This is a genomic window from Bradyrhizobium sp. CCGUVB23, assembly GCF_024199885.1.
Lineage (GTDB): Bacteria > Pseudomonadota > Alphaproteobacteria > Rhizobiales > Xanthobacteraceae > Bradyrhizobium.
The window spans coordinates 2,073,597-2,092,510 of the sequence record NZ_JANADQ010000001.1 but is presented as its reverse complement, the minus strand read 5'-3'; the positions used below and the strand labels follow the sequence as shown (position 1 = coordinate 2,092,510).

Genomic DNA, 18,914 nt, shown 5'->3' with positions numbered 1-18,914 from the left:
GAAAGATTGAATTGTTCCCAGAATGTTCTTCCGGGACCCTGGCAAGGATCCGAACAAGGCAGTGCGCGCCTGACGCGCAACTATAGATGGAGGCGTCGTGCTAGTTATAGCTGGTGTTGGTTCGACATCTAACAACGAAGCGATCAAATTTTATTCCCGGAACGGCTGCTCGAAACGCCGTGCCGATCGCATTCAGGTCGCGGTTCAAACCGTTGTTGGGGCGGATTAGCGTGATATGCGGCTGAAAGTGTCTTGCCCCAAATGCGTTGCGATTGTGGTCGCTGGGCTGTCGGACGCCAATCACTTCCATGGTCTCGAGCGGGTAAAAGCGGGCACGAAACGAACGGATCGCCTGTCTGCTCGAGCTTGTTCGCTTGACACGCACACCGACATGGCACCGGGCTGGATCGATCTCAGGTCTGGGGTTCTCGCCTCCCGGCGTCATGGCCATAAAGCGAAGATCTTCGGCCGCCACTTCAATTTCAACGGGCTCTTCGTAGTTTGTCAGTCCCTTCAGGGCGCGCGCCTCGCGTGGTAAACGCTTAGATGCAGCCGCTCGTGTAGGAGCGAGGAGCGGAGGCCCATTTGCTGCGTTAAGAACCGTCGTATGGATGTCTCGCTCTCCTTTGCGACGAACAGCATTGCCCAAACCGTATGCCGGTGTCTCGCCATCATCACTCACCCCCAAGGCAATTGTCTGCCAAAGTTCCTCGCGCTTCAATCCGGTTGCGGTTGGCGCTGGCCCTCGCCATTGCCTGAGCCATCGAAGAGTGTTGGGTGTCGATATGAAGGTCCCGAATATACGCGGATTGCGAATCGGCCCTGCACGATTTCCTGCGCGCGTGCTTTGCGAGACGCCGTCTCGTTGAAGTCATTTTCTTCTTGATTCGGAAAATAAGAAGATAGTAGAGAAGCGCGAAGATCGAACTCAGCAAAGGCAGCTCGATGGCCGGCGCACGCCGATTACCGAGCCCGCGACGGTTGGTTTCGATGGCAAGGAAGTCGACCGCCTCGTCCTGATTCTGCCTGCCACGGCATAGGGTTCGTTCGCGCTAGCGACACGGGCTTGCCCTCTGCCGTTGATCTCGGAATTGGCGGCGTAGGGCTATACTGGCACCGCCTGGTGCTCCGACGTATCGGACGCAAGTCCAGCGTTTTATTCAACCTCCTCGAAGCCAGAGGAAAATTGCAGGAGACATCAAGGAATGTTCGGACTTTTCAAACAGGGTGAATTGGAGAAGGCGGCCGCCATTGACCGGTCGCAGGCCGTCAGCGAATTCCGGATGGACGGGACGCTCATTACGGCCAACCAAAAGTTCCTGAAAATGATGGGATACGCCCTGTCGGAGATCCAGGGCCACCATCACCGCATGTTCGTCGACGCAGATGAGCGAGACTCGACCCGCTATCGCGAGTTCTGGGCCCGGCTTAACCGCGGTGAATGCCTCGCCGCTGAATACGAGCGCGTCGCAAAAGGCGGCGCAAAGGTCTGGATACGGGCCTGCTATAATCCGATCCTCGATGCTACGGGACGGCCCTCGAAGGTCATCGAATTTGCAACCGACATCACCGCGCGGAAGATGCGCAGCATGGAGGATGCCAGCCAGGTCGCGGCCATCGACCGCTCGCAGGCCGTGATCTCTTTCAAGCTCGACGGGACGATCGAGCGCGCGAACGAACACTTCCTCCGCGCCATGGGATACACGCTCGCCGAAATCGAAGGCGGGCACCACAGCATGTTCGTCGATCCGGCCGAGCGCGATTGCGCCGCTTACCAGGAATTCTGGGCACGGCTCAACCGCGGCGAATGCCAGGCCGGGCAATTCAAGCGGATTGCCAAGGGGGCCTGGAAGTATGGATGCTCGCTACCTACAATCCCGTTCTCGACGAAAAGGGGACGCCTTTTGGGGTGGTGACATTCGCCACTGATGTAACCAGCCAGAAGCTGAAGGCCGTCGATACGTCTGGACAGATCGATGCGATCGGCAGGTCGCAGGCCGTCATCGAGTTCAACATGGCTGGCACAATCATCACCGCCAGCGAGAACTTCCTCAAGGCGGTGGGATATTCACTCCGCGAGATCCAGGGCAAGCACCACAATCTGTTCGTGACGGCCGACGAGCGCAACAGTCCGGCCTATCGCGACTTCTGGGCTCGCCTCTACGACGGCGAATACCAGGCTGGCGAGTACCGGCGCATCGGTTCTAACGGAAAGGAAATCTACATCCAGGCGTCCTATAACCCAATCCTCGGCCTCAATGGCAAGCCCTACAAGGTCGTCAAATACGCGGTTGACGTGACGCAGGCCGCTCTCGCCCGTGCGCGCGCAGAGCGCGCCCGCACGCTGATCGAGTCCGTTGCAGTCGGCAGCGAGGAAATGAACGCCTCGATCCGCGAGATTTCACAAACCATGGCCAAATCGAAGGAGGCAGCAAACCTCGCTGTCAGCCGAGTGCAGTCGGCCAATACTCAGGCGGCCCGAATGAACGCGGCGGCACGCGCCATCGACGGCATCGTCGAGCTGATCGGAGACATCACCGGCCAGATCAATCTGCTCGCCTTGAATGCGAGGATCGAATGTGCGCGGGCCGGCGAGGCCGGGGCTGGTTTTGCGGTGGTCACGGGCGAGGTCGGGAACCTGGCCGACCAAGCCAAGCAAGCCACCACCAGAATATCGAACGAGATCACCTCCTTGAACGCCATTGCCGAGGAGGTTGTCTCCGCCCTGAACGGCGTCCGGTCCGCGATCGATAGCGTCAGCAAGTTCGTGGCGAGCAGCGCCGACGCGATCGAGGAGCAGTCCGGCGACATGTCCTCCAATATGCAACGCGCGGCGGCGGAGCTTGCCGTGTGAGCGATCGCAAAGCATTGAAAGATCAGAAGGCCATCCGTTTCATCATCGATATCGGGTATGAGACGACTGCCAGGAATAGTGCACGCGGCCAAGCCGCCCCTGCTGCGGCCCGGCTCGCGAATGTGATCAACATTGCCTTGAAACAAGAATAGATCACCGGGTTGGTGCCGAGCCGCTTTCGGATGGCTCATTCCCTATGAGCATGTCAGCGCCGACAATAGCGGCGGCACCCCTGGACGGACGGCTCTGCGCCGAGCGGGAGGACGAGCACCGCGCTGGCACGCTCAGCCGAGTCCCGCACATTCCGAGCCGTTGCCAAGCTTTCCGCTTTTTTCTCTCGCCGAGCCGGCGTACTGCTTGGTGTGTCCGAACGAGATCTCTTGCGGAAGGCTAGGCGTGAACCGAAAGCGTGTATCTGGGTCGATAAGATTGGCCGAACCGGAGCGCTACCTCACCGGCATCAAGGAAATAGGCGCGGCCGTTCTCTGTCTTGTTGCGCTTGGCATGCCCTATGATCCCGACGCTCAATTGGATCCGGAAGAACGCGATCATCGGCGCTTCGTCTTGCGCCCGACAAACGAGCTCATGAAAGTACTTCCGTGGGACAGCGATGGCGCCGACCTGCTCGTCGAGGAAAGCCTGCCTCTCTGGAAATACGACCCGCTCGGCGCGACGCTTAGCGATGAGGACGATCTTTCGAATTAAGGAGCCTGTCAAATGTGGGAGCCGCTGACAGCAACCGGCGAGCCGTTACGCGGCCCGAATGCAACGCAGCGTCTCGAGGCCGAGCGCTCTGATGCCTGGACGCACTACCTCAATGGTGGCGGCGGCTCCATTGAATATTTCGATGGTTATGTATGGGACAAGATGGTCCGTAGGCGAATAGATGATGATGCCGAACAGGCCCGTGAGCGAGGTCGCTAGAGCGCGACATCACACCTCCCCTCTTCAGCTTAAGCTTGGCGGTACTCAACAGCGTTGACAAGAGACCTCGCATTTCGGCGAGCGAGTCCCGGACATTACCAATCCTTCCGCGTCGATTCCCAATCCTTTCGGTCCAGCATTGGGAGTGTTTTCGGTACATCGGAATCTCCTATCAACCACAACAAAGGAGATGTCCATGAAAGTCGTCACCATCGGTAAAAGACTGGTCCCCGTCGAGCAGGTCGCGTTCGTCGAGCCCTTCGATCCTTCCGCCAATTCCGAGTTCAAGCCCGAGAATGACTTCAAGGCGCGCCTCGTTCTGCTCAACCGTGACGTCGTTCTCACCGAACAGACACCGCAGGAGTTCGCAACCGAGCACGAGCTCCACCTGTTCGCCGAGGACAGCGTCGCCGTCAATCGGGAGATCGCGTTCAGGGTCGAAACCTTCGAGCCGACCGAGAAGTTCAATCGGGCAAAGCCTTACAAGACGAGGCTCAAATGGCGTGATTTCTCCGGCGGCGAACAGAGCAAGTTGCTTCTGACCCCGCCCGAGACCGTCATCGCCGAACTTCTTGGCGCCAAGGAGGGATTGGCCAAGACGCCAAAGCGTCCGGCACGGCGGGCAGGAAGAGGCCGCTCGGGCTCTCGCAGAATGGAAGCTTTCCGCACCTAGTGAAGCGCAGATGAAGATAAGTGTCGAGAGCGCCCCTGTCGAGCAATCGGCAGGGGTTTTTCGCATGAGATCTACGTGGCCTCGAATTCGACAATGGCGAAGACCATCCTATGTTGTTGATTTTTGGTGCGTGTCGCAAAAAGGCCTGCAGATAGAACCTGACGCGCACGGATATCCGTCCGCCGCAAGGGGCGGTCCCTCGCGCGCAGGCGCGCACCTCTCGGTGTGCGGCGTCCGTCTCTCCGCGTCCCTTCGGTCGCCAGGCACGGCCGACGGCCGCAAACAAAGGAGAGACGACAGCAAGGAACGCTTCGATATTCACCAGCATCTCAGCGACCGCATCGTCGCGGCGATCGAGGCCGGTGCGGGACCATGGCTGATGCCCTCGCCGCGCGCGGGAGCAACCTAAGGAATGTACAGCACGGCAAGGAGTGCGAGCGCGGCGATGGCGCAGAGAACCACTGTCTTACCGATCACCGCGCGTTTCTCGATTTGCTCGGCCGCATATCCGAAACCCCGAGCGAGATTGAGCAAGCTGTCTTGTTCGAGCCCTCCCGGCGAATGCTCGGCCTGTTGCAGGTAACCCCGCTCGAGCCGCCGGAACTCTTCCGCCCGCAATCTGCGCGCTCGCACCGACATACGCATTGTCCGTTCCAACTAGCTCCAACCAGCTCACCAAGATGCCCGAAGGCTATCCGCGAACTGCGGGCCGGATGTGACCGCCGGCCCACCAGATCAGATAGTTGAGACGGCGGGATCACGTCAGCAAACTCGGCGAATCTGCCGTTCACGAGGGCCGGTGATGAGTAAGGAAAGAAAAGGCGAAAAGGGAGCAATGAAGGGCGGAGGGCGGCACGAATTCTTTGTGGTGAATCTGACCAATGAAAAGCTGAAGGGGCACGTTTTGTGGAGAAGTGGCGGCAACGAGATCAAGCTCGATGTCAATGGTCTTGAGCCCGGCAGGGGTTCGCCGCGAAAGCAGTTTTTCCCGTCGAGCGGTAACCGGGATTATTGGCGCTGGTCGGAACGGTTCAGAGAGTACCAGCTGAACTGTTACGATGGCGACACCTATGCCGTCGTAACCATCAGCCGCTACGGAATCGGTGTGCTTGTTACCGCCACGAGCCCCGATACGTGGAAATGGTAGCATAGCGCACGGTGCTGCCCTTTGCGGCGTCGACCATGGCCGCAGTCCCACGCCTCATCCAACTGGCCCAACTTGTCCGTCACTGTCGCCAGCCTGAGAGTTGCGGGCGGACATCCCTGGCGTTGCCAAGCAGATACCCCATCCGCTCCGCGTGCTCAGACCGTCCACGCGGTGGCTATAGCTCAATGCTTCTGTCCGCTCTCGCGTGCCTTGCCATCTCTCCTAAGGGTCGGCAGGAGAACCTTCTCGATATAGGTACGGAAGCTCACGCCATCGATTGGCCCCTCGATGAACCATGGCGCATCGATCAGGTCTTGGCGCACGCCGGCTTGAGTCGTTGCACTCTCGGCCGATCGCCGAGAGACTATTGGCAGGCGGGCAGGCCCTTCGGCGCTGCAAGGCCCGGGCTCACAGACTCACATCTTGCAGCCAGTCGCGTTGTTCAGCGACGAGCGTGATGCTTGAGATATAGGCCCTCATCACACCACTGCGCCGTGTAGATCTCGTTCCTGATGGCAAACGTTGTCGTGGGCTCATTGTCGGTCGGCAGGAGGTACCATTCGTACAGTAGCCAGAGCATGGCATCTGGGACGTATTGGTCGCCGTGAGCAAAGTCCTGGGGAACATACTCTCCGATGTCCGGAAGGCCGTGCAGTGCCTGCGAACCGCCTTGCCCGGAGGACGATGCACCGGCTGTGGACGATGCCGCTACCGCAAATGATGGAACAGTTCCGGGGCGCACCTCCACCGGTCCCTGGTGTTCAAACCCAGGTTGCGGAATCAGCATAATGTCAGCGCCGAGCAAATTATTTAAGGTCGCGACCTCGCTTCTTCCTCTCCCTGCCCACTGCGCCGAATACAGCCAACCATGGATCCGCAGATTTGTCGGCCGAAACGGCCCCGGCAGGAGCCCGTGTGTGTCGAGTGCGCGGATCAGCTCGGGAGGAGCCGGTTGGATGCCGTGCGCCCACCCCAAACCAACCACACTTCCAAAATCGGACGCCGACGGGCGAGCGACGAAACTCGATGACGCTTCCGAAGTACCGGCAAATGAAGATCGTCCGGTGGCTTGATCCCACGGCGGCGAAGCATCGTCGATGCCGCCCACAAACGGGGGAGGTACCTGCGATGCGCCGTGCTGCGGAGCGCCGTCGGCTGCCGGATTGTCCAGAAACGAATTGAGCAGTTCTTGATCGCCCTCACTGAGGACGAAGTCATCTGTCCATCCCGCAGCCTCCGACGATGCGCCAGGCGCCGCCGAGCCGCCGTACGCCGAGGATAGCTCCCCACGTCTGGCAGGCGATAATGGCCGAAGCACAGCGGAGGTCGGGGCAACTTGAGCATCGTGACGCGGCTCATAGCTCGTGGACACATCCGGCGCGACAACCATGTAAGTGCCCGGCCCGGCGCTCGATTGCGCCTGCTCGCGGCATAATTTTCGAAGGTGCCCCAACGCAACCGACAGATGGTTCTCATAAGCGTGGTAGTGTTCAGCATCCTGGGTCAGCGTATCGTCGTACAGGCGGCTAGCTATCGACCTCTTTTTTTGCGCCTGGAGCCAATCACTGAATCCGCGTAGAGCAGAAGCGTAGTTGCGGACAGTGGCTGGTTGTACAGGCAAGGGTGCCATCCTAAAGTCGGAAATAAGCCTCTCATCCTCAGCACACATCGCTTTGATGGGGCCAGCGCGGCTGCTGATAAGATGCCCGACCGGCCCCCCGGCAACGGCGTTTTGAAGGCGTCTCAACGCCCGCGAAAGTAATTGCCGCGAAGAAGGCTCGAGGGTGCTCGTATAGACCTGCAAATCGGCATCCAGCTGGCGGTTCAACCGATCGGCCATTGGCTGCCTTCCAGTCTGGCGAAGCCAGACGCCGAACTTATGCGCTGCGTTTTCCAGCGTCTCCCAGTAGTTTTTTGAGACGTCACTTTCGGCTTCCATTGCGACTCTTGAAATGAGCTGCGCATCACTTTCGAAGAGCTGTTTCTGCCGGTCAGAGAGCCTGCGGGCGGGACTGGGTCCGGGGGTAAGACGCTCGATCGCCCTCCCGGCACCGACAGCTCGAAGGTGTTCCAACGTTACATAAAGAACTCCTCGGTCAGAAACGCTGAGCGCGGTCGTATAGGCCTGCAAATCGCCATCCAGCTGGCTCAACCGACCGGCCAGTGGCGGCCTTTCGGTCTTGCGAAGCCATCCGCTAAACTTTCGCGCGACGCGACTCATCGATAGCACGTAACTTTTGTGGAAGCCGGGTCCCTCGGCTTGCTTTGCGAAGAGAGCAATTAGTGCCGCATCAACTTCGTAGGGGCCCGGTTCTGGCTGGGCGGAAGAGTTACCGGATGAGCCGTGCTTTTGCTTTTTGTGCGGCGGACTGTCCGTCATCGTCGATCCCTCCTTCAGATCGTACTCAGCGCGCAATCAGTCAACCACCGTTTGCAGGCGTTTGGAGCATATTCTTCGTCGGATTTTGAGCCAAGGGTCAATCGGTGGGCGGCACTGTCGTCCGCGAAGCGACGATAGCAGAAGCCTGCAGATCCGCGCTGAAAGTCCAGTCGATCTCGAGGGTGTCAGTGTGGAAATCGTCGACAAGCGGGTCTGTGAAATGAGCATCGACGCAAATTTCGGCGTGGCGGCGATGCAGCAAGAGAGTGAGAAGTCCCTGCCCCATCTCACCCCGATGCGGCCGCTTGCGATAATCGAAGCGAAGTACAGGGTTAGGTTACCGGTCTGGAAACCGAGCCTCGTCCAGCCTAACTCTGCCCAATCGGCGGTGGGAATTGGAAGCTCGGGGAACTCGATGAAGAGAGTTTCGATCTGAGCCGTGTCATAGGCGAAGCGCCGCCCTCCTTCTTGCGCCACGCGATCAGCACATGTTTCGTCCCAGGCGCCAGATCGAGCGCCGCTCGTTCAGATGGATCGACCGGGATGAGGCGGCAACCGGAGTGCAATTCGGATCGAATGCTGTCGCTGGCGTTCCAAAGAAGGCTCATCGGCGGCTGACCTCTTCGGCGAACAGGCCGTAACTATCGGCGTTGGTCATGTATTGGGTTGTCGATAGGCGATGGAAGCTTGGCTCGTCGAGATAGGCATGGTCGTCAGTGCCCAAAACCAGATGTGTTGCCTCATGCACAACGGTTGCGGATCGGAGGCGGTCGGAATTGGCGAAGTGCCGTTCATGCAGATTGATCCCGCTGTCGGGGAGCAAGCGCCGGATGTGATTCATGGCATAAGATCCACCAATCACTCCCATGGTGAGGGTGCCGAAGAATATCGCAGCTAGTGCTCCGGCATGCTCTACGCGCAGTTCCTCAACTGACCCACTGCTACGGAACGACGCCGAGCCACGCTCGAACGCCATCCCTCCTGCCAGAAACAGACCCAAACCAGACCATCCCGAGCTCACCGAGCGGGACCGCAACGATCTTGGAACGATACGCCACTCCGGCCAGGTCACTGGGCCGGCCCTGACATAAGCAAGCGTGGCGTCGTTGGATCTCGGCCGGATCCGGTACAGAGGAGCGTCGACGAACCACGCTTTGAAACGCTGCCCTTGTGTTATTGGCTTGTAGCGATTGAGATAGGTGGCCACCTTGCTATAGCTTGCGAGGATTTCCCGGATGTCGGCGAGGTCCTGTCTGCGAGTGCCCGCGACACCAAAATATCTGCTCAAGGCCGGTCCCACCTCTCGCTCGACGTCTTCTCGCATGCGGGGATCCAAGTAGGCTTCTAGCTTCTGGGTGGTGATGCGGACGAAGCTATTCGCCCGTTCATGGTCTCTTGCAACAGTGTCTTCGTAGTTGTGCAATAGCTGAGGCGTACCGCGTACCTCGACCCTGTTGGTGCCTGCGGGATTGATCACCGAAAACGGGTTATCATTGATATAGCTGTCGATATTGATGATGTGGGCGTCATCGGGATAGGGATTCATTTTTCGGCGCCCCATCAGGCCGGGCAAAGGGCCAACTGCCTGGAGTTCCTGCCCGTCAGACGTGAGCCTCCGGAGGTGAGGCCGCGCCGACTTGAGAGAGTCATGCACGTCCCCATTGAGTGTTATGGACTCCTCCATATCGGGAGCCAGTAATCTTGGGGGAGACCGAGTATCAAGACTGGTGCTACGTTCGCCGGTCAATAACGTCTCGGTTTGGCGGACGATGATGTCGTCTGGTCTGCCTAATAGCCCGAACGTGGCTGTGTAGCTCACGTGACCGATCATGAAAATTGTTTGCGGACGAAACGCGCTCGGCAGCACTCCATTGGAGAGCATTGCGGCCCTGAGCTCGGGCGACGCGGGTTGGTCGCCGTGCTGCCAACCTCGAACGTACATTGCTAGATTTGGAGTGGCAGGCCCGAATACACCTTGCTCCGGCAAATAGGTGGGCCACGGCCTCCAGGCGGGGCTAGGTGTATTCCAATTGTCGGCAGGCAACTGACTGACTAGGTCCACTCCCAACCGAAACTCCGTCGAAAGCGGGAATGTCGCGGGTTCATCAACCACTGCCAAAACTCCTCTTCTGCTTCTTGCCGACGAAGCTCCATAGCTCGTCCAACTCAAGGCGTTCGGTGCGGACCTCAACCATGATGTCATGCAAATCCCATGCAACCCATGCCAGGCGGCGTGTCGAAAAAAATACTTAAAAAGGCTTCAAAAACGCTATTCCTGACACTTCACGGACACTCGCGAGGTTAGTCATCGAGAGTGTTGCGTTTTTCCCGGAAATAAGCTTCCCCTTGCGGGATACGCCACGGGGAAAAAAGGTCAATGAACTCAATAGCAGAGGCCGCCAGTGTCGGCCCAGTGTCGGGAAGTGCGTTTTTCAGGCGTTTCCAAGTATTTTTTCGCCGCGCGTCCTATGCGCGGCCCGATTCCCGCCGCGCCCATCCTTAGCGCTTTAGGAGGGATCGCGGTCTGCTGCTTGGTGGCGCTCCAACTCCTCCTGCAGCAGCTTCAACTCGTCCTTCAGACGCCATCCCTCTCTGATGGCGTCCACATTCTCCTTAACGATCTCGCGCGCTCTGCTCGGGTTGCTCGCCATTTCCTCGCGAGAGGCGGCCAGACTCTCGCGGATGGTTTGAATGTCGCGCCGCATCTGCTCGATTTCTTGCTTCAGGAATTTTGTCATAGCTCGTCCTGTCCTTTGCCTATGCCATGGCCGCGAATAAATTCATTCCAAAACGCGCGCGTGCACTCGAAAACAACGTAGGCGGACTGACTGTTCGCCCCATCAACGAAGTGGATGGTCCAGCCCGTTTCGTCGTGCCAAACCTCGACCTGAACGTCGGGATCAGGCTTATGGCTGACTTCCCAGTGCTTGGACGCCGTGGCGGCGTGCCGACATAGGTAAAGCGCCCGACAATTGTCCCTCGCGTGTGTCTGCAGATCACCAAGGCTGCTGATCTTCAACTTCTGACGCTGCTCGGGCGTCATGTCGTTGAACACCCAATCGCACAATTGCCAAGCCGTCACGGCTGCGTTGAATGCGCTGTCTTTTAGCTGATCAACCAGCGCCAAGAGCGCTTCCGGCTCATCCTCGTCGCGGCCGTCGACCTTTTGATATCGGTCGATTTCCCTCTCAAGTTTATCAAGTAAATCCCGGCAGTTTTCGAACGCGAAGGTCTGAGCGCGGCTTGGAAGGGCCATAGCAGTTTCCATCATTGACGATGAAGAAATACCACAGTCATCGGCGCTTCGCTCGCGCAACGTCTTTGACGCGGCTGTATCCCTGATGCGCGGGGTTCTTGATGTTCACCCAATGCGCGCACTGGCCTCCGCGATAAGCGCGCTCGCGGTGCTTTGAGACCAGGCCCTCCAGGCCCATCTTGCAGGCGGCACGGAATAGATCGGGGCCGATCTCGCCCTGCTCGAAAGGCGCGGCGTGGATGCCCTCGGGGCGGCGCGCCAGGAGTTGGGCCAGGTTCTGCTTCCGAAGGAACAGCGGCAGCTTGCGATAGTCGTCGCCGCCCCCTACAAGCATGTCGAAGGCGTAGAGCTGGGTCTCCTCATTGTTCATCGAAGTTGGACATCCCCTCGACGCCCAGGACCCCAGCCACACCGTTGAGTACCAACCGTTCCTGGCGCCGCTTCAGCACGGTCTCGACAATCCAGCGGAAGCGCTTCGTCCGAACCAGGCCGGTCTTGCTCACCAGGCGTGGACTTGCCCTGCCGGATCACCACATCTTCGTGTTCGATACTCCGGCAAAAGTCCTGCACTCCCGCACGCCGTTCTCGGCCCGTTCCTACCGCTTTGACGCTCTCGGCGCGACCCGGTTGGATTGATCCGGCTGGCCGATGGAGCGGTATATAATGCGTTCTTCCCTGTCGATTGTTCCCGGCTCCGAGCGGGACACCTGTCTCACGACCGGATTGAAAGTCGGAGTACCAGCGGGAGCTACCGGATTACACCTAGCGGGGACGCTGCTTTGCGCATCAAAATCCCCTAGCATTACAGTTGCTGTTTTGATTTGAAGTGGGCGCGTTGAGCGGCAGCCTGGTGAGCTCTGCGCCAGAAAGACCATGCGATGATGTGTGCGGGTTGAATCCGCTTTCGAGCAAGTCTGATAGCAATTCGGCGGATTTCCTGGATTGACCAACGGATCAGCGGTGGGGTGGTTGCGCTTTGGCTTTTGCCGGGGGGCGCCGTTTCGTTTTTTTGGGCGGTGGCGGGTTAGCGCGATGTCGGATCGCGGCCATTATGGCGAAGGCGAGCATCACCAAGGACACGTGACGGTGCCAGCCATGCCAGGATCTGCTTTCGTTGTGATCGAGCCCGAGCTCGTTTTTCGCGGTTTCAAAGCTGTCCTCGATCGCCCATCGATGGCCTTCGACCGCGACCAGCGTTTCAATGGCGGTTCCCGCTGGGCACCAGGTGGTGAAGAAGGCGAGGTCATCATCGGCGATGCGACGACGGATCAGTAGACCGCGTGTCCACAAGCCGTCATTTGCACTGTTGAACTGCTCGGCCTCGAGATCGGCCAACTCGAGATAACACCAATCGTGCAGCCGCGGTCCTTTGGTTCCGGCTCCCGCCGACAGGCGCTTCCAGTCGGATGAGCGTCGCGTCCGGGCGAGGTCTGCAGCCGTACCGGCGACCGGCGGTCGCTTGCCCCAGGATCGAAACACATGAGCGCTGCTGACCCCAAGCACGTAGCCTTTGCCTGCCCGACGTAGTTGCTGTTCGATGTTGCCAACACCGTAGACGGTATCACCGGCAACCCACTTGAATGGTACAGACGCGGCTATCGCGCGTGCGATCATTCTCGTCGCAAGCTTTGGTTTGGTCGCAAAGCCGACATCAGCAGGCACATAGGTGGCTTCCAGACGATCTGGATCGTCGGTCCATTCCTTCGGAAGATACAACGCGCGATCGATGAACGCATGGCCATGACGCGAAACGTAGGCAGCGAAGACGCCGATCTGGCAGTTCGTGATCTTCCCTGCCGAACCAGTGTATTGCCGCGCCACTCCGCATGACGCTTTGCCTTGTTTGAGAAAACCGGTCTCGTCGATCACCAGCACCGCATCGTCATCCGCCAAATGCTCGATGACATAGTCGCGCACGATATCGCGCAGGGCATCGGCGTCCCAATCCCCACGACCCAGAATCGCCTGCTGCCGCCATGGGCCAGGATCGCCTGCCGCCTCCGCGCGCATCCAACCGGTCTTGCGCTGCTCATCTCCGAGCAGACCTTCCAGGAACAGACCCGCATTCGTCGCAACACGCTCTTGCGTGAACAACGGACGTATCCGCTGCTTGATCTCTCGAAGCGACGCCGCCCACAACGCAAGCGTCTCCTCAACCGACGCGGCCCGCGCCCACGACATTCGAATCATGGTTGCCCATGGATTCAGAACTCCGCGAAAAACGCAACTGTGATGCTAGGCCGTGCGCCAGTGACCTTCACTCGCCCTCCGTGTTTTAAGAGATATCTATCCCCGTCGGGGCGCTTCGGTCTGTTCACACCGCCTCTTGTGCTCGCCTTCCGGTTGCGAGAGCATTTCTAGATGAGGCAGCTTCTTCCAATCGTGTTGATCTTCGCGGCCTTCGCTGCCGCCGGTCTAAGCGGCCCTCAGGCTGTTGCTGATGGACGGACCTTCGAATATTTTGATGGCTCCAGCGCGACGAATGTCATGCTCATACATGCACCGCAACAGCCATAACCGTTGCCACAGGTCATCCGAAGAACCGAGCTTCGTCACCGAAAGGCCCAGGTGCTTCGCCTCATCGGCGTCAATGACCGAACCGTGAGAGGGGTACTGTTGTCGCGAAGCTAAGGCCTGGACGACAGAGTTTATCTCGCCAGGCGGCTTACCTTTCATCATGCCCGTGGTGAGAAGGTTTTCCGCGAGCTTCATAGTTTGTGCGATAGCGTGCTGTCAGCCTGCACAAAAACCGGGTCTACCCCCTCCACTCCGATCAAAAAATGCGCGGGGACGATATTGTTTGGTCCGAGAGAAATGAACGGATCAGCTGGGCCGAGTTCCGAGGCAGGTCCCATGATGATATTCGATCCCACGAGCGCAAGCATCGTTCCATTGCTCTTTGCTCGACAGGGCACGATCACCCGTAGATCCGGCGCGAGGGTCCGAAGCAGAGATGCAATCTTTTCTGTAGGATCTGTGTAGCCACCTGGGGTCTCAATAAGGAGGTCCACGGGGCCGCCTTTGGCGTCACGCAACATCTCCGTGAAATAGACCTCGTCGCCCAGGCTGATTTGTGCTCGCTGGTCAGCCATAGAGGCAAAATAGACGAGCAACGTCCGGCCGGTCATGGCCTGAATGTCGCGTATCATTAATTGCCTAAGATACCTATCCTTCTCCGCCACCCAAAACAGCGGAGATTGCTTAGGTAGATTTGTCGACCGCGGAAACTGCTCGTCGGCCGTTAGAGGCGCAGGCGGCGCACCAGTCATGCTATTCCGTGGCTGATGTCGACCGACGAATGGTTTCCGCGATGTCTCTGAGATTGATCTGCGGGCTCTGCTCGGCATCGTGGGTGTGCGGATCGATCCGTACAGGCTGAGCAACGAACCCGAGAAGCGAACTGTAATTCGCGTCTTTCCGTTCCTCCGGTGGGCCATACAGACGACCCGTTGCCATAGCCATGCTGATCTCCCTTTGCGACTCGGCAATCGCCAAGTCAGATCCGAACATTCCAGCTATTAACGCTGCGTTAACAATGAAGTTCGGTTGCCCCACGAAGGAACTAAACGCATACGGGAGGCCTGACGTCAACTCAAATCGATGCTTTACAATTCTGCCGAGTCTCTGCAGCGGCCCCAGAATCAGGCCCGCATCGCTACCACGTAGTTTGCCCCGAGCATCGATGCAAATTTCGGCACGGCGGTGACGCAGCAAGAGAGTGAGAAAGTCTCTGCCCCATCTCACCTCGATGCGGCCGCTTGCGGCAATCGAAGCGAAGTACAGGGTTAGGTTACCGGTCTGGAAACCGAGCCTCGTCCAGCCTAACTCTGCCCAATCGGCGGTGGGAATTGGAAGTTCGGGGAACTCGATGAAGAGAGTTTCGATCTTAGCCGTGTCATAGGCGAAGCGCCACCCTCCCTTCTTGCGCCACGCGATCAGCACATGTTTCGTCCCAGCCTCCAGATCGAGCGCCGCGAGGGATCGATGACTTCCGTCGATCCATCGTTTTTCCGGGCAAGATTGATGGCTGCGGCCGCAGCGGCGAACAGCTGCATCATTTCGTCACCGCCGGAGTTTGGGCCAGTGCCCCGCTTGAGGCCGCCTTGCTGAAGAAAGCAGACGGCCTGGTTGGTGATGACGTTCGGCCCCAACGGTGCGCCCCGCCGCGCCGCATCGCGACCATGGCGAGAGCCGCTCCGAGGGCGATTGCCATCTACGGAGCCCGCTGAGAGACGTTTGTCTGAGCCTATGACGAGTAGCTGCGGGTTCCAGATAACGCACCACGGGCGGGCGCACGGGTTGCGTCACGGCTTGGGCGCTTGGCTTGGAGATTTGGCCCATTCGTCGAACTGAGACGCTGTTTCTGCCTGTTGGGCTTTGATGAGCAAGCTATTGCGCTCCGGTCCCGGGGGCAACCGCGACGCCTTGTCCCGCGCCTCTTTCGCAACTGCCGTCAGCCGTTCATGCAGCGATTTGCCGATCCGACCTCGTCTCACCATAGGACACTCCGCGAGAGGTCATGATGCAGTTAAATATAGGTAGATAGGAGGTCGCGTACGCCTACGAAAGTTAGTAGGCCATATGATGCAGTTTCAACTGATACGCATTGATGGTTGCGGTGCGGTCGCGGAGCTAGAGAAACGCCGATGTGTCGCGGAGCTATGGGCATGCTGAGACCTAAAGAATATCGCGAACTAGCTCAGATCTACAGGGACATGTCGAGAGCCGATGATGTGTCGCCTAGGCGATTGTGCGTCTTGGTCAGCATCTCCAAAACATATGCCAAGTTGGCCGACCAATGTGAGCTCCTAGACAACATCGCCAAAGATGAAGACTGCAACCACCACAGTCATTGATCAAATCATGCTCACGCGCCCGGAGTACGAGGCGGCTATCCGAGTGGCCGCCCAAGCAGTTGTCGCGGAGCGAACAGCCCGAGATCTGGCGCAAATGAAGGAGTATCTCAATGGGCTGCTGCAAATTCAAATGGCGAGCATCCCACCTCAATCTCGTTGCGGATCATCTGGTCTTTCGCGCTGCACGTCACGCACTACAGTCTCTGCCGCATCCACGACGGCCTGCGTGCGATGGTCATCACCACCTCGCGCCAAAAGAGAGGCCGCAAGCCCCAAGGAAAGTAGCTAGAGCGTCTGAGGCCTTGGTTAGGTGACGAAGGCATGTCGCAAGCGGGCTCGAAAGCAAGTTCTGACAGCTTGGTTTTTTGACCCCTAGACGACCGATTCCGTGAAACCGGCACGGAACTGGAAGTGTGTTCGTGGATTCCTCGTTTTGGGATTGTCCGAACGAGGGTTGGTATCATGGCAACATGGCGGCAAGCAGTCGAGTTGGCGATGACTGAGAAGGAAGTTGAAACGTTGACGGCTCTTTCGCGGTCTCGAACCGAGTCGGCGAGCCGGGTGTCGCGGGCAGCAATGCTGCTGGCCTATCGCGAGAACCCGTCGTTCTTTGCCGTGGGACGAAGACTTGGTGTGCATCATCAGACGGTTCAGCGCTGCATCGAGCGGGCGGTAGCCAATGGTGCGCTGGCCGCACTCGACGACCGACCGCGACCGGGCAAGGAGCCGGTGATCACGGCGGAGGCCAAGGCCTGGCTGGTGTCTTTGGCGTGCGACAAAGCCAAGGAGCACGGCTACGCGCATGAGCTGTGGACGACGCGGCTGCTGGCACGCCATGCGCGTGAACATGGCCCGTCGGCGGGACACCAATGCCTTGCCAACCTGGTCCAGGGCACGGTGTGCAAGATTCTCGGCCAAGAGGAAATTAAGCCGCACAAGGTACGCTACTATCTGGAACGTCGCGATGCCGAGTTCGAGCAGAAAATGGCGGAGGTCTTGTGTGTCTATCGCGAGGTCCAGGTCCTGAAGAAGGGCACCGCCAAGTCGAAGAAATCGGGCAAGCGGGTGGCAATCATCTCCTACGATGAGAAGCCTGGAATCCAGGCGATCGCGGCGACGGCTCCGGATTTGCCACCCGTGCCAGGCGTCTATCCGGCCTTTGCGCGCGATTTTGAGTATAAACGTCATGGCACACTCAGCTTGTTGGCTGGAATTGATCTGCTGACCGGGAAGGTCCACGCTCTCGTCAAAGATCGCCACCGCAGCCGCTAGTTCATCGAATTCCTCAAACTTATCGATACTGCCTATCCGGCGGGTACCGCGATCAAGTTGATTCTCGACAATCACTCCGCACACATCTCGAAAGAAACCAGAGCCTGGCTCGATACACGAGCGGCAGGCCGCTTCGAGTTTACGTTCACGCCCAAGCACGGCTCCTGGCTCAACCTCATTGAAGGCTTCTTCTCCAAATTCGCTCGTTCCGTCCTGCGCCATATCCGGGTGACCTCAAAACACGAACTCAAGGAGCGCATCATGGCCGGCATCGACGACGTCAATCGGTATCCTGTCGTCCACACCTGGTCCTACAAGCTCGCCGAGGCCACCTGAATATGATTCGAACCACGAAAACGCTGACCTAGTACCCACTTTTCTTAGATCGTGAGTCGTGATTCAAGATATGGATGATACCCGAAGCAAGAGAAGTCCACCTTTCGAGGAAAGATCGCAAGGTGCTTGAGGCGTGTTGTCGCTCACCGGTGACATTGCAGCGCGATTTGAAGCGGGCACGGATAGTTCTATTGGCGGCGGCCGGGCGCAGCACCCGCTCGATCGCCAAGGAAGTTGGGGTCCAGCCGCGGGTTGTCAGCCTTTGGCGGCATCGCTATGCCGACCATGGCCTTGAAGGGCTGCGAGATAAGCCGCGGCCTGGCAAGCAGCCGATCTATACGAAGACGACCGACAAGCGGATTCTGAAGCTGCTGGATAAGCCGCCCCCGCAAGGGTTTGCGCGCTGGACCGGTCCTCTGCTGGCCGAGGCGCTGGGCGATGTTGACGTCCAATATGTCCGGCGCTTCCTGCGCAGCCACAAGCTTGACCTCGCAGCTCGCAAGTCCTGGTGCGAGAGCAACGACCCGAACTTTACGGCCAAAGCCGCCGATGTTGTTGGCCTTTACGTCGCCCCGCCGGCGAAGGCTATTGTGCTCTGCGTGGACGAGAAGCCTTCGATCCAGGCTTTGGAGCGAGCGCAGGGTTATCTGAAGTTGCCCAATGGCCGCGCCTTGATCGGCCAGAGCCACGATTACAAGCGGCATGGCACCACAACATTGTTTGCGGCGCTCGACGTCGCCACCGGAAAGATCATCGCAAGGCATTCAAAACGCCGTCGCCGCGTCGAGTTTCTCGATTTCATGAACAGCCTCACCGCGGCCTTTCCGAACCGTCAGCTTCACGTCATCCTCGACAACCTCAACACCCACAAGAAGAACGAGGACTGGCTCAAGGCCCATCCCAATGTGCAATTCCATTTCACGCCGACAAGTGCGTCCTGGCTCAATCAGGTCGAGGTATGGTTCTCAATCTTGCAGGGGCAATCGTTCAGCGGCACCTCCTTCACAAGCCTCAAGCGCCTTCAGGAACACATCGATGCCTACGTCAACGCATACAACGACAAAGCCGAGCCCTTCGTCTGGACCAAGAAAAAGGTTCGTCAACGCCCCTTCAAAGGCCGCCGTATCACTCAGCTCTGATTCCGGGTACTAGCGACGCGCAGGCCGAGGCCGCCATGAAACGTGACCGCCAAGTCGCGCGGGTGACGTGACCTAGC

21 protein-coding genes and 1 pseudogene are annotated in these 18,914 nt (G+C 58.7%); 10 read left to right on the top strand and 12 right to left on the bottom strand.

Going from position 1 to position 18,914, the window contains the following annotated elements:
* Positions 1–100 precede the first annotated feature (100 nt).
* Entirely contained in the window at positions 101–721 is a 621-nt protein-coding gene (locus NLN62_RS09805; protein ID WP_254108575.1) for a hypothetical protein, read from the bottom strand.
* Between the two features lie 484 nt (positions 722–1,205).
* Here NLN62_RS09805 and NLN62_RS09800 point away from each other — a divergent pair.
* The 5 genes and pseudogenes from NLN62_RS09800 (at position 1,206) to NLN62_RS09780 (ending at position 4,451) form a co-directional block, all read left to right on the top strand.
* Positions 1,206–2,854: pseudogene (locus NLN62_RS09800) on the top strand (PAS domain-containing protein).
* Entirely contained in the window at positions 2,851–3,006 is a 156-nt protein-coding gene (locus NLN62_RS09795) for a hypothetical protein (protein ID WP_254108574.1), read from the top strand. The pseudogene NLN62_RS09800 and the gene NLN62_RS09795 overlap by 4 nt, the downstream one beginning before the upstream one ends.
* A 277-nt stretch (positions 3,007–3,283) precedes the next feature.
* Complete coding sequence (locus NLN62_RS09790) at positions 3,284–3,559, top strand: hypothetical protein (protein ID WP_254108573.1); 276 nt, start codon at positions 3,284–3,286, stop codon at positions 3,557–3,559.
* Positions 3,560–3,571: 12 nt separating this feature from the next.
* On the top strand, positions 3,572–3,778 hold the full coding sequence (locus NLN62_RS09785) for a hypothetical protein (RefSeq protein ID WP_254108572.1): 207 nt from the start codon (positions 3,572–3,574) through the stop codon (positions 3,776–3,778).
* A gap of 196 nt (positions 3,779–3,974) precedes the next feature.
* Positions 3,975–4,451: a hypothetical protein gene (locus NLN62_RS09780; protein ID WP_254108571.1), complete on the top strand. Its 477-nt coding sequence runs from the start codon at positions 3,975–3,977 to the stop codon at positions 4,449–4,451.
* A 405-nt stretch (positions 4,452–4,856) separates the two neighbouring features.
* Here NLN62_RS09780 and NLN62_RS09775 read toward each other — a convergent pair whose 3' ends face one another.
* Entirely contained in the window at positions 4,857–5,096 is a 240-nt protein-coding gene (locus tag NLN62_RS09775) for a hypothetical protein (RefSeq protein WP_254108570.1), read from the bottom strand.
* A gap of 157 nt (positions 5,097–5,253) precedes the next feature.
* Here NLN62_RS09775 and NLN62_RS09770 point away from each other — a divergent pair, with 157 nt between their 5' ends.
* Entirely contained in the window at positions 5,254–5,598 is a 345-nt protein-coding gene (locus tag NLN62_RS09770) for a hypothetical protein (protein WP_254108569.1), read from the top strand.
* Between the two features lie 182 nt (positions 5,599–5,780).
* Here NLN62_RS09770 and NLN62_RS09765 read toward each other — a convergent pair whose 3' ends face one another.
* Together NLN62_RS09765 and NLN62_RS09760 are read right to left on the bottom strand one after the other, a co-directional pair.
* Complete coding sequence (locus NLN62_RS09765; RefSeq protein WP_371932946.1) at positions 5,781–5,921, bottom strand: hypothetical protein; 141 nt, start codon at positions 5,919–5,921, stop codon at positions 5,781–5,783.
* Between the two features lie 119 nt (positions 5,922–6,040).
* The gene (locus NLN62_RS09760) at positions 6,041–7,978 is read right to left on the bottom strand and encodes a hypothetical protein (protein ID WP_254108568.1); all 1,938 of its coding nucleotides are present in this window, start codon (positions 7,976–7,978) and stop codon (positions 6,041–6,043) included.
* 190 nt (positions 7,979–8,168) lie between these two features.
* Between NLN62_RS09760 and NLN62_RS09755 the strand changes: the two genes are divergently transcribed.
* Complete coding sequence (locus tag NLN62_RS09755) at positions 8,169–8,414, top strand: hypothetical protein (protein ID WP_254108567.1); 246 nt, start codon at positions 8,169–8,171, stop codon at positions 8,412–8,414.
* Between the two features lie 168 nt (positions 8,415–8,582).
* Here the strand turns inward: NLN62_RS09755 and NLN62_RS09750 are convergent, their stop codons facing one another.
* The 8 genes from NLN62_RS09750 to NLN62_RS09715 form a co-directional block, all read right to left on the bottom strand.
* On the bottom strand, positions 8,583–9,524 hold the full coding sequence (locus tag NLN62_RS09750) for a M35 family metallo-endopeptidase (protein WP_254108566.1): 942 nt from the start codon (positions 9,522–9,524) through the stop codon (positions 8,583–8,585).
* A gap of 961 nt (positions 9,525–10,485) precedes the next feature.
* Entirely contained in the window at positions 10,486–10,716 is a 231-nt protein-coding gene (locus NLN62_RS09745; RefSeq protein ID WP_254108565.1) for a hypothetical protein, read from the bottom strand.
* Positions 10,713–11,234, bottom strand: a complete 522-nt coding sequence (locus NLN62_RS09740) for a hypothetical protein (RefSeq protein WP_254108564.1) — start codon at positions 11,232–11,234, stop codon at positions 10,713–10,715. The genes NLN62_RS09745 and NLN62_RS09740 overlap by 4 nt, the downstream gene beginning before the upstream one ends.
* A 37-nt stretch (positions 11,235–11,271) precedes the next feature.
* On the bottom strand, positions 11,272–11,604 hold the full coding sequence (locus NLN62_RS09735; protein WP_254108563.1) for a hypothetical protein: 333 nt from the start codon (positions 11,602–11,604) through the stop codon (positions 11,272–11,274).
* Complete coding sequence (locus NLN62_RS09730; protein ID WP_254108562.1) at positions 11,594–11,737, bottom strand: hypothetical protein; 144 nt, start codon at positions 11,735–11,737, stop codon at positions 11,594–11,596. Before NLN62_RS09730 ends, NLN62_RS09735 begins: the two co-directional genes overlap by 11 nt.
* Positions 11,738–12,188: 451 nt before the next feature.
* Positions 12,189–13,424: an IS701 family transposase gene (locus NLN62_RS09725; RefSeq protein ID WP_254108561.1), complete on the bottom strand. Its 1,236-nt coding sequence runs from the start codon at positions 13,422–13,424 to the stop codon at positions 12,189–12,191.
* 518 nt (positions 13,425–13,942) lie between these two features.
* Positions 13,943–14,503: a hypothetical protein gene (locus tag NLN62_RS09720; RefSeq protein ID WP_254108560.1), complete on the bottom strand. Its 561-nt coding sequence runs from the start codon at positions 14,501–14,503 to the stop codon at positions 13,943–13,945.
* Between the two features lies 1 nt (position 14,504).
* Positions 14,505–15,176: a hypothetical protein gene (locus NLN62_RS09715; RefSeq protein WP_254108559.1), complete on the bottom strand. Its 672-nt coding sequence runs from the start codon at positions 15,174–15,176 to the stop codon at positions 14,505–14,507.
* A gap of 1,409 nt (positions 15,177–16,585) precedes the next feature.
* On the opposite strand from NLN62_RS09715, the gene NLN62_RS09710 reads away from it, so the two are divergent.
* From NLN62_RS09710 to NLN62_RS09700, 3 genes are all read left to right on the top strand, one after another.
* A complete protein-coding gene (locus NLN62_RS09710) occupies positions 16,586–17,362 on the top strand; it encodes an IS630 family transposase (protein ID WP_254108558.1) in 777 nt (258 codons plus the stop codon).
* A gap of 3 nt (positions 17,363–17,365) precedes the next feature.
* The gene (locus NLN62_RS09705) at positions 17,366–17,698 is read left to right on the top strand and encodes a transposase (protein ID WP_256576085.1); all 333 of its coding nucleotides are present in this window, start codon (positions 17,366–17,368) and stop codon (positions 17,696–17,698) included.
* Positions 17,699–17,772: 74 nt separating this feature from the next.
* A complete protein-coding gene (locus NLN62_RS09700; protein WP_254108556.1) occupies positions 17,773–18,837 on the top strand; it encodes an IS630 family transposase in 1,065 nt (354 codons plus the stop codon).
* Positions 18,838–18,914: the final 77 nt, after the last annotated feature.

What these genes read in the sequence shown, in the direction of transcription:
- NLN62_RS09750 (WP_254108566.1), bottom strand. Translation starts at nt 9,524, where the DNA reads ATGAATCCCTATCCCGATGACGCCCACATCATCAATATCGACAGCTAT.
- NLN62_RS09770 (WP_254108569.1), top strand. Translation starts at nt 5,254, where the DNA reads ATGAGTAAGGAAAGAAAAGGCGAAAAGGGAGCAATGAAGGGCGGAGGG.
- NLN62_RS09720 (WP_254108560.1), bottom strand. Translation starts at nt 14,503, where the DNA reads ATGACTGGTGCGCCGCCTGCGCCTCTAACGGCCGACGAGCAGTTTCCG.
- NLN62_RS09735 (WP_254108563.1), bottom strand. Translation starts at nt 11,604, where the DNA reads ATGAACAATGAGGAGACCCAGCTCTACGCCTTCGACATGCTTGTAGGG.
- NLN62_RS09740 (WP_254108564.1), bottom strand. Translation starts at nt 11,234, where the DNA reads ATGGCCCTTCCAAGCCGCGCTCAGACCTTCGCGTTCGAAAACTGCCGG.
- NLN62_RS09700 (WP_254108556.1), top strand. Translation starts at nt 17,773, where the DNA reads ATGATACCCGAAGCAAGAGAAGTCCACCTTTCGAGGAAAGATCGCAAG.
- NLN62_RS09775 (WP_254108570.1), bottom strand. Translation starts at nt 5,096, where the DNA reads ATGCGTATGTCGGTGCGAGCGCGCAGATTGCGGGCGGAAGAGTTCCGG.
- NLN62_RS09710 (WP_254108558.1), top strand. Translation starts at nt 16,586, where the DNA reads ATGACTGAGAAGGAAGTTGAAACGTTGACGGCTCTTTCGCGGTCTCGA.
- NLN62_RS09785 (WP_254108572.1), top strand. Translation starts at nt 3,572, where the DNA reads ATGTGGGAGCCGCTGACAGCAACCGGCGAGCCGTTACGCGGCCCGAAT.
- NLN62_RS09745 (WP_254108565.1), bottom strand. Translation starts at nt 10,716, where the DNA reads ATGACAAAATTCCTGAAGCAAGAAATCGAGCAGATGCGGCGCGACATT.
- NLN62_RS09725 (WP_254108561.1), bottom strand. Translation starts at nt 13,424, where the DNA reads ATGATTCGAATGTCGTGGGCGCGGGCCGCGTCGGTTGAGGAGACGCTT.
- NLN62_RS09780 (WP_254108571.1), top strand. Translation starts at nt 3,975, where the DNA reads ATGAAAGTCGTCACCATCGGTAAAAGACTGGTCCCCGTCGAGCAGGTC.
- NLN62_RS09760 (WP_254108568.1), bottom strand. Translation starts at nt 7,978, where the DNA reads ATGACGGACAGTCCGCCGCACAAAAAGCAAAAGCACGGCTCATCCGGT.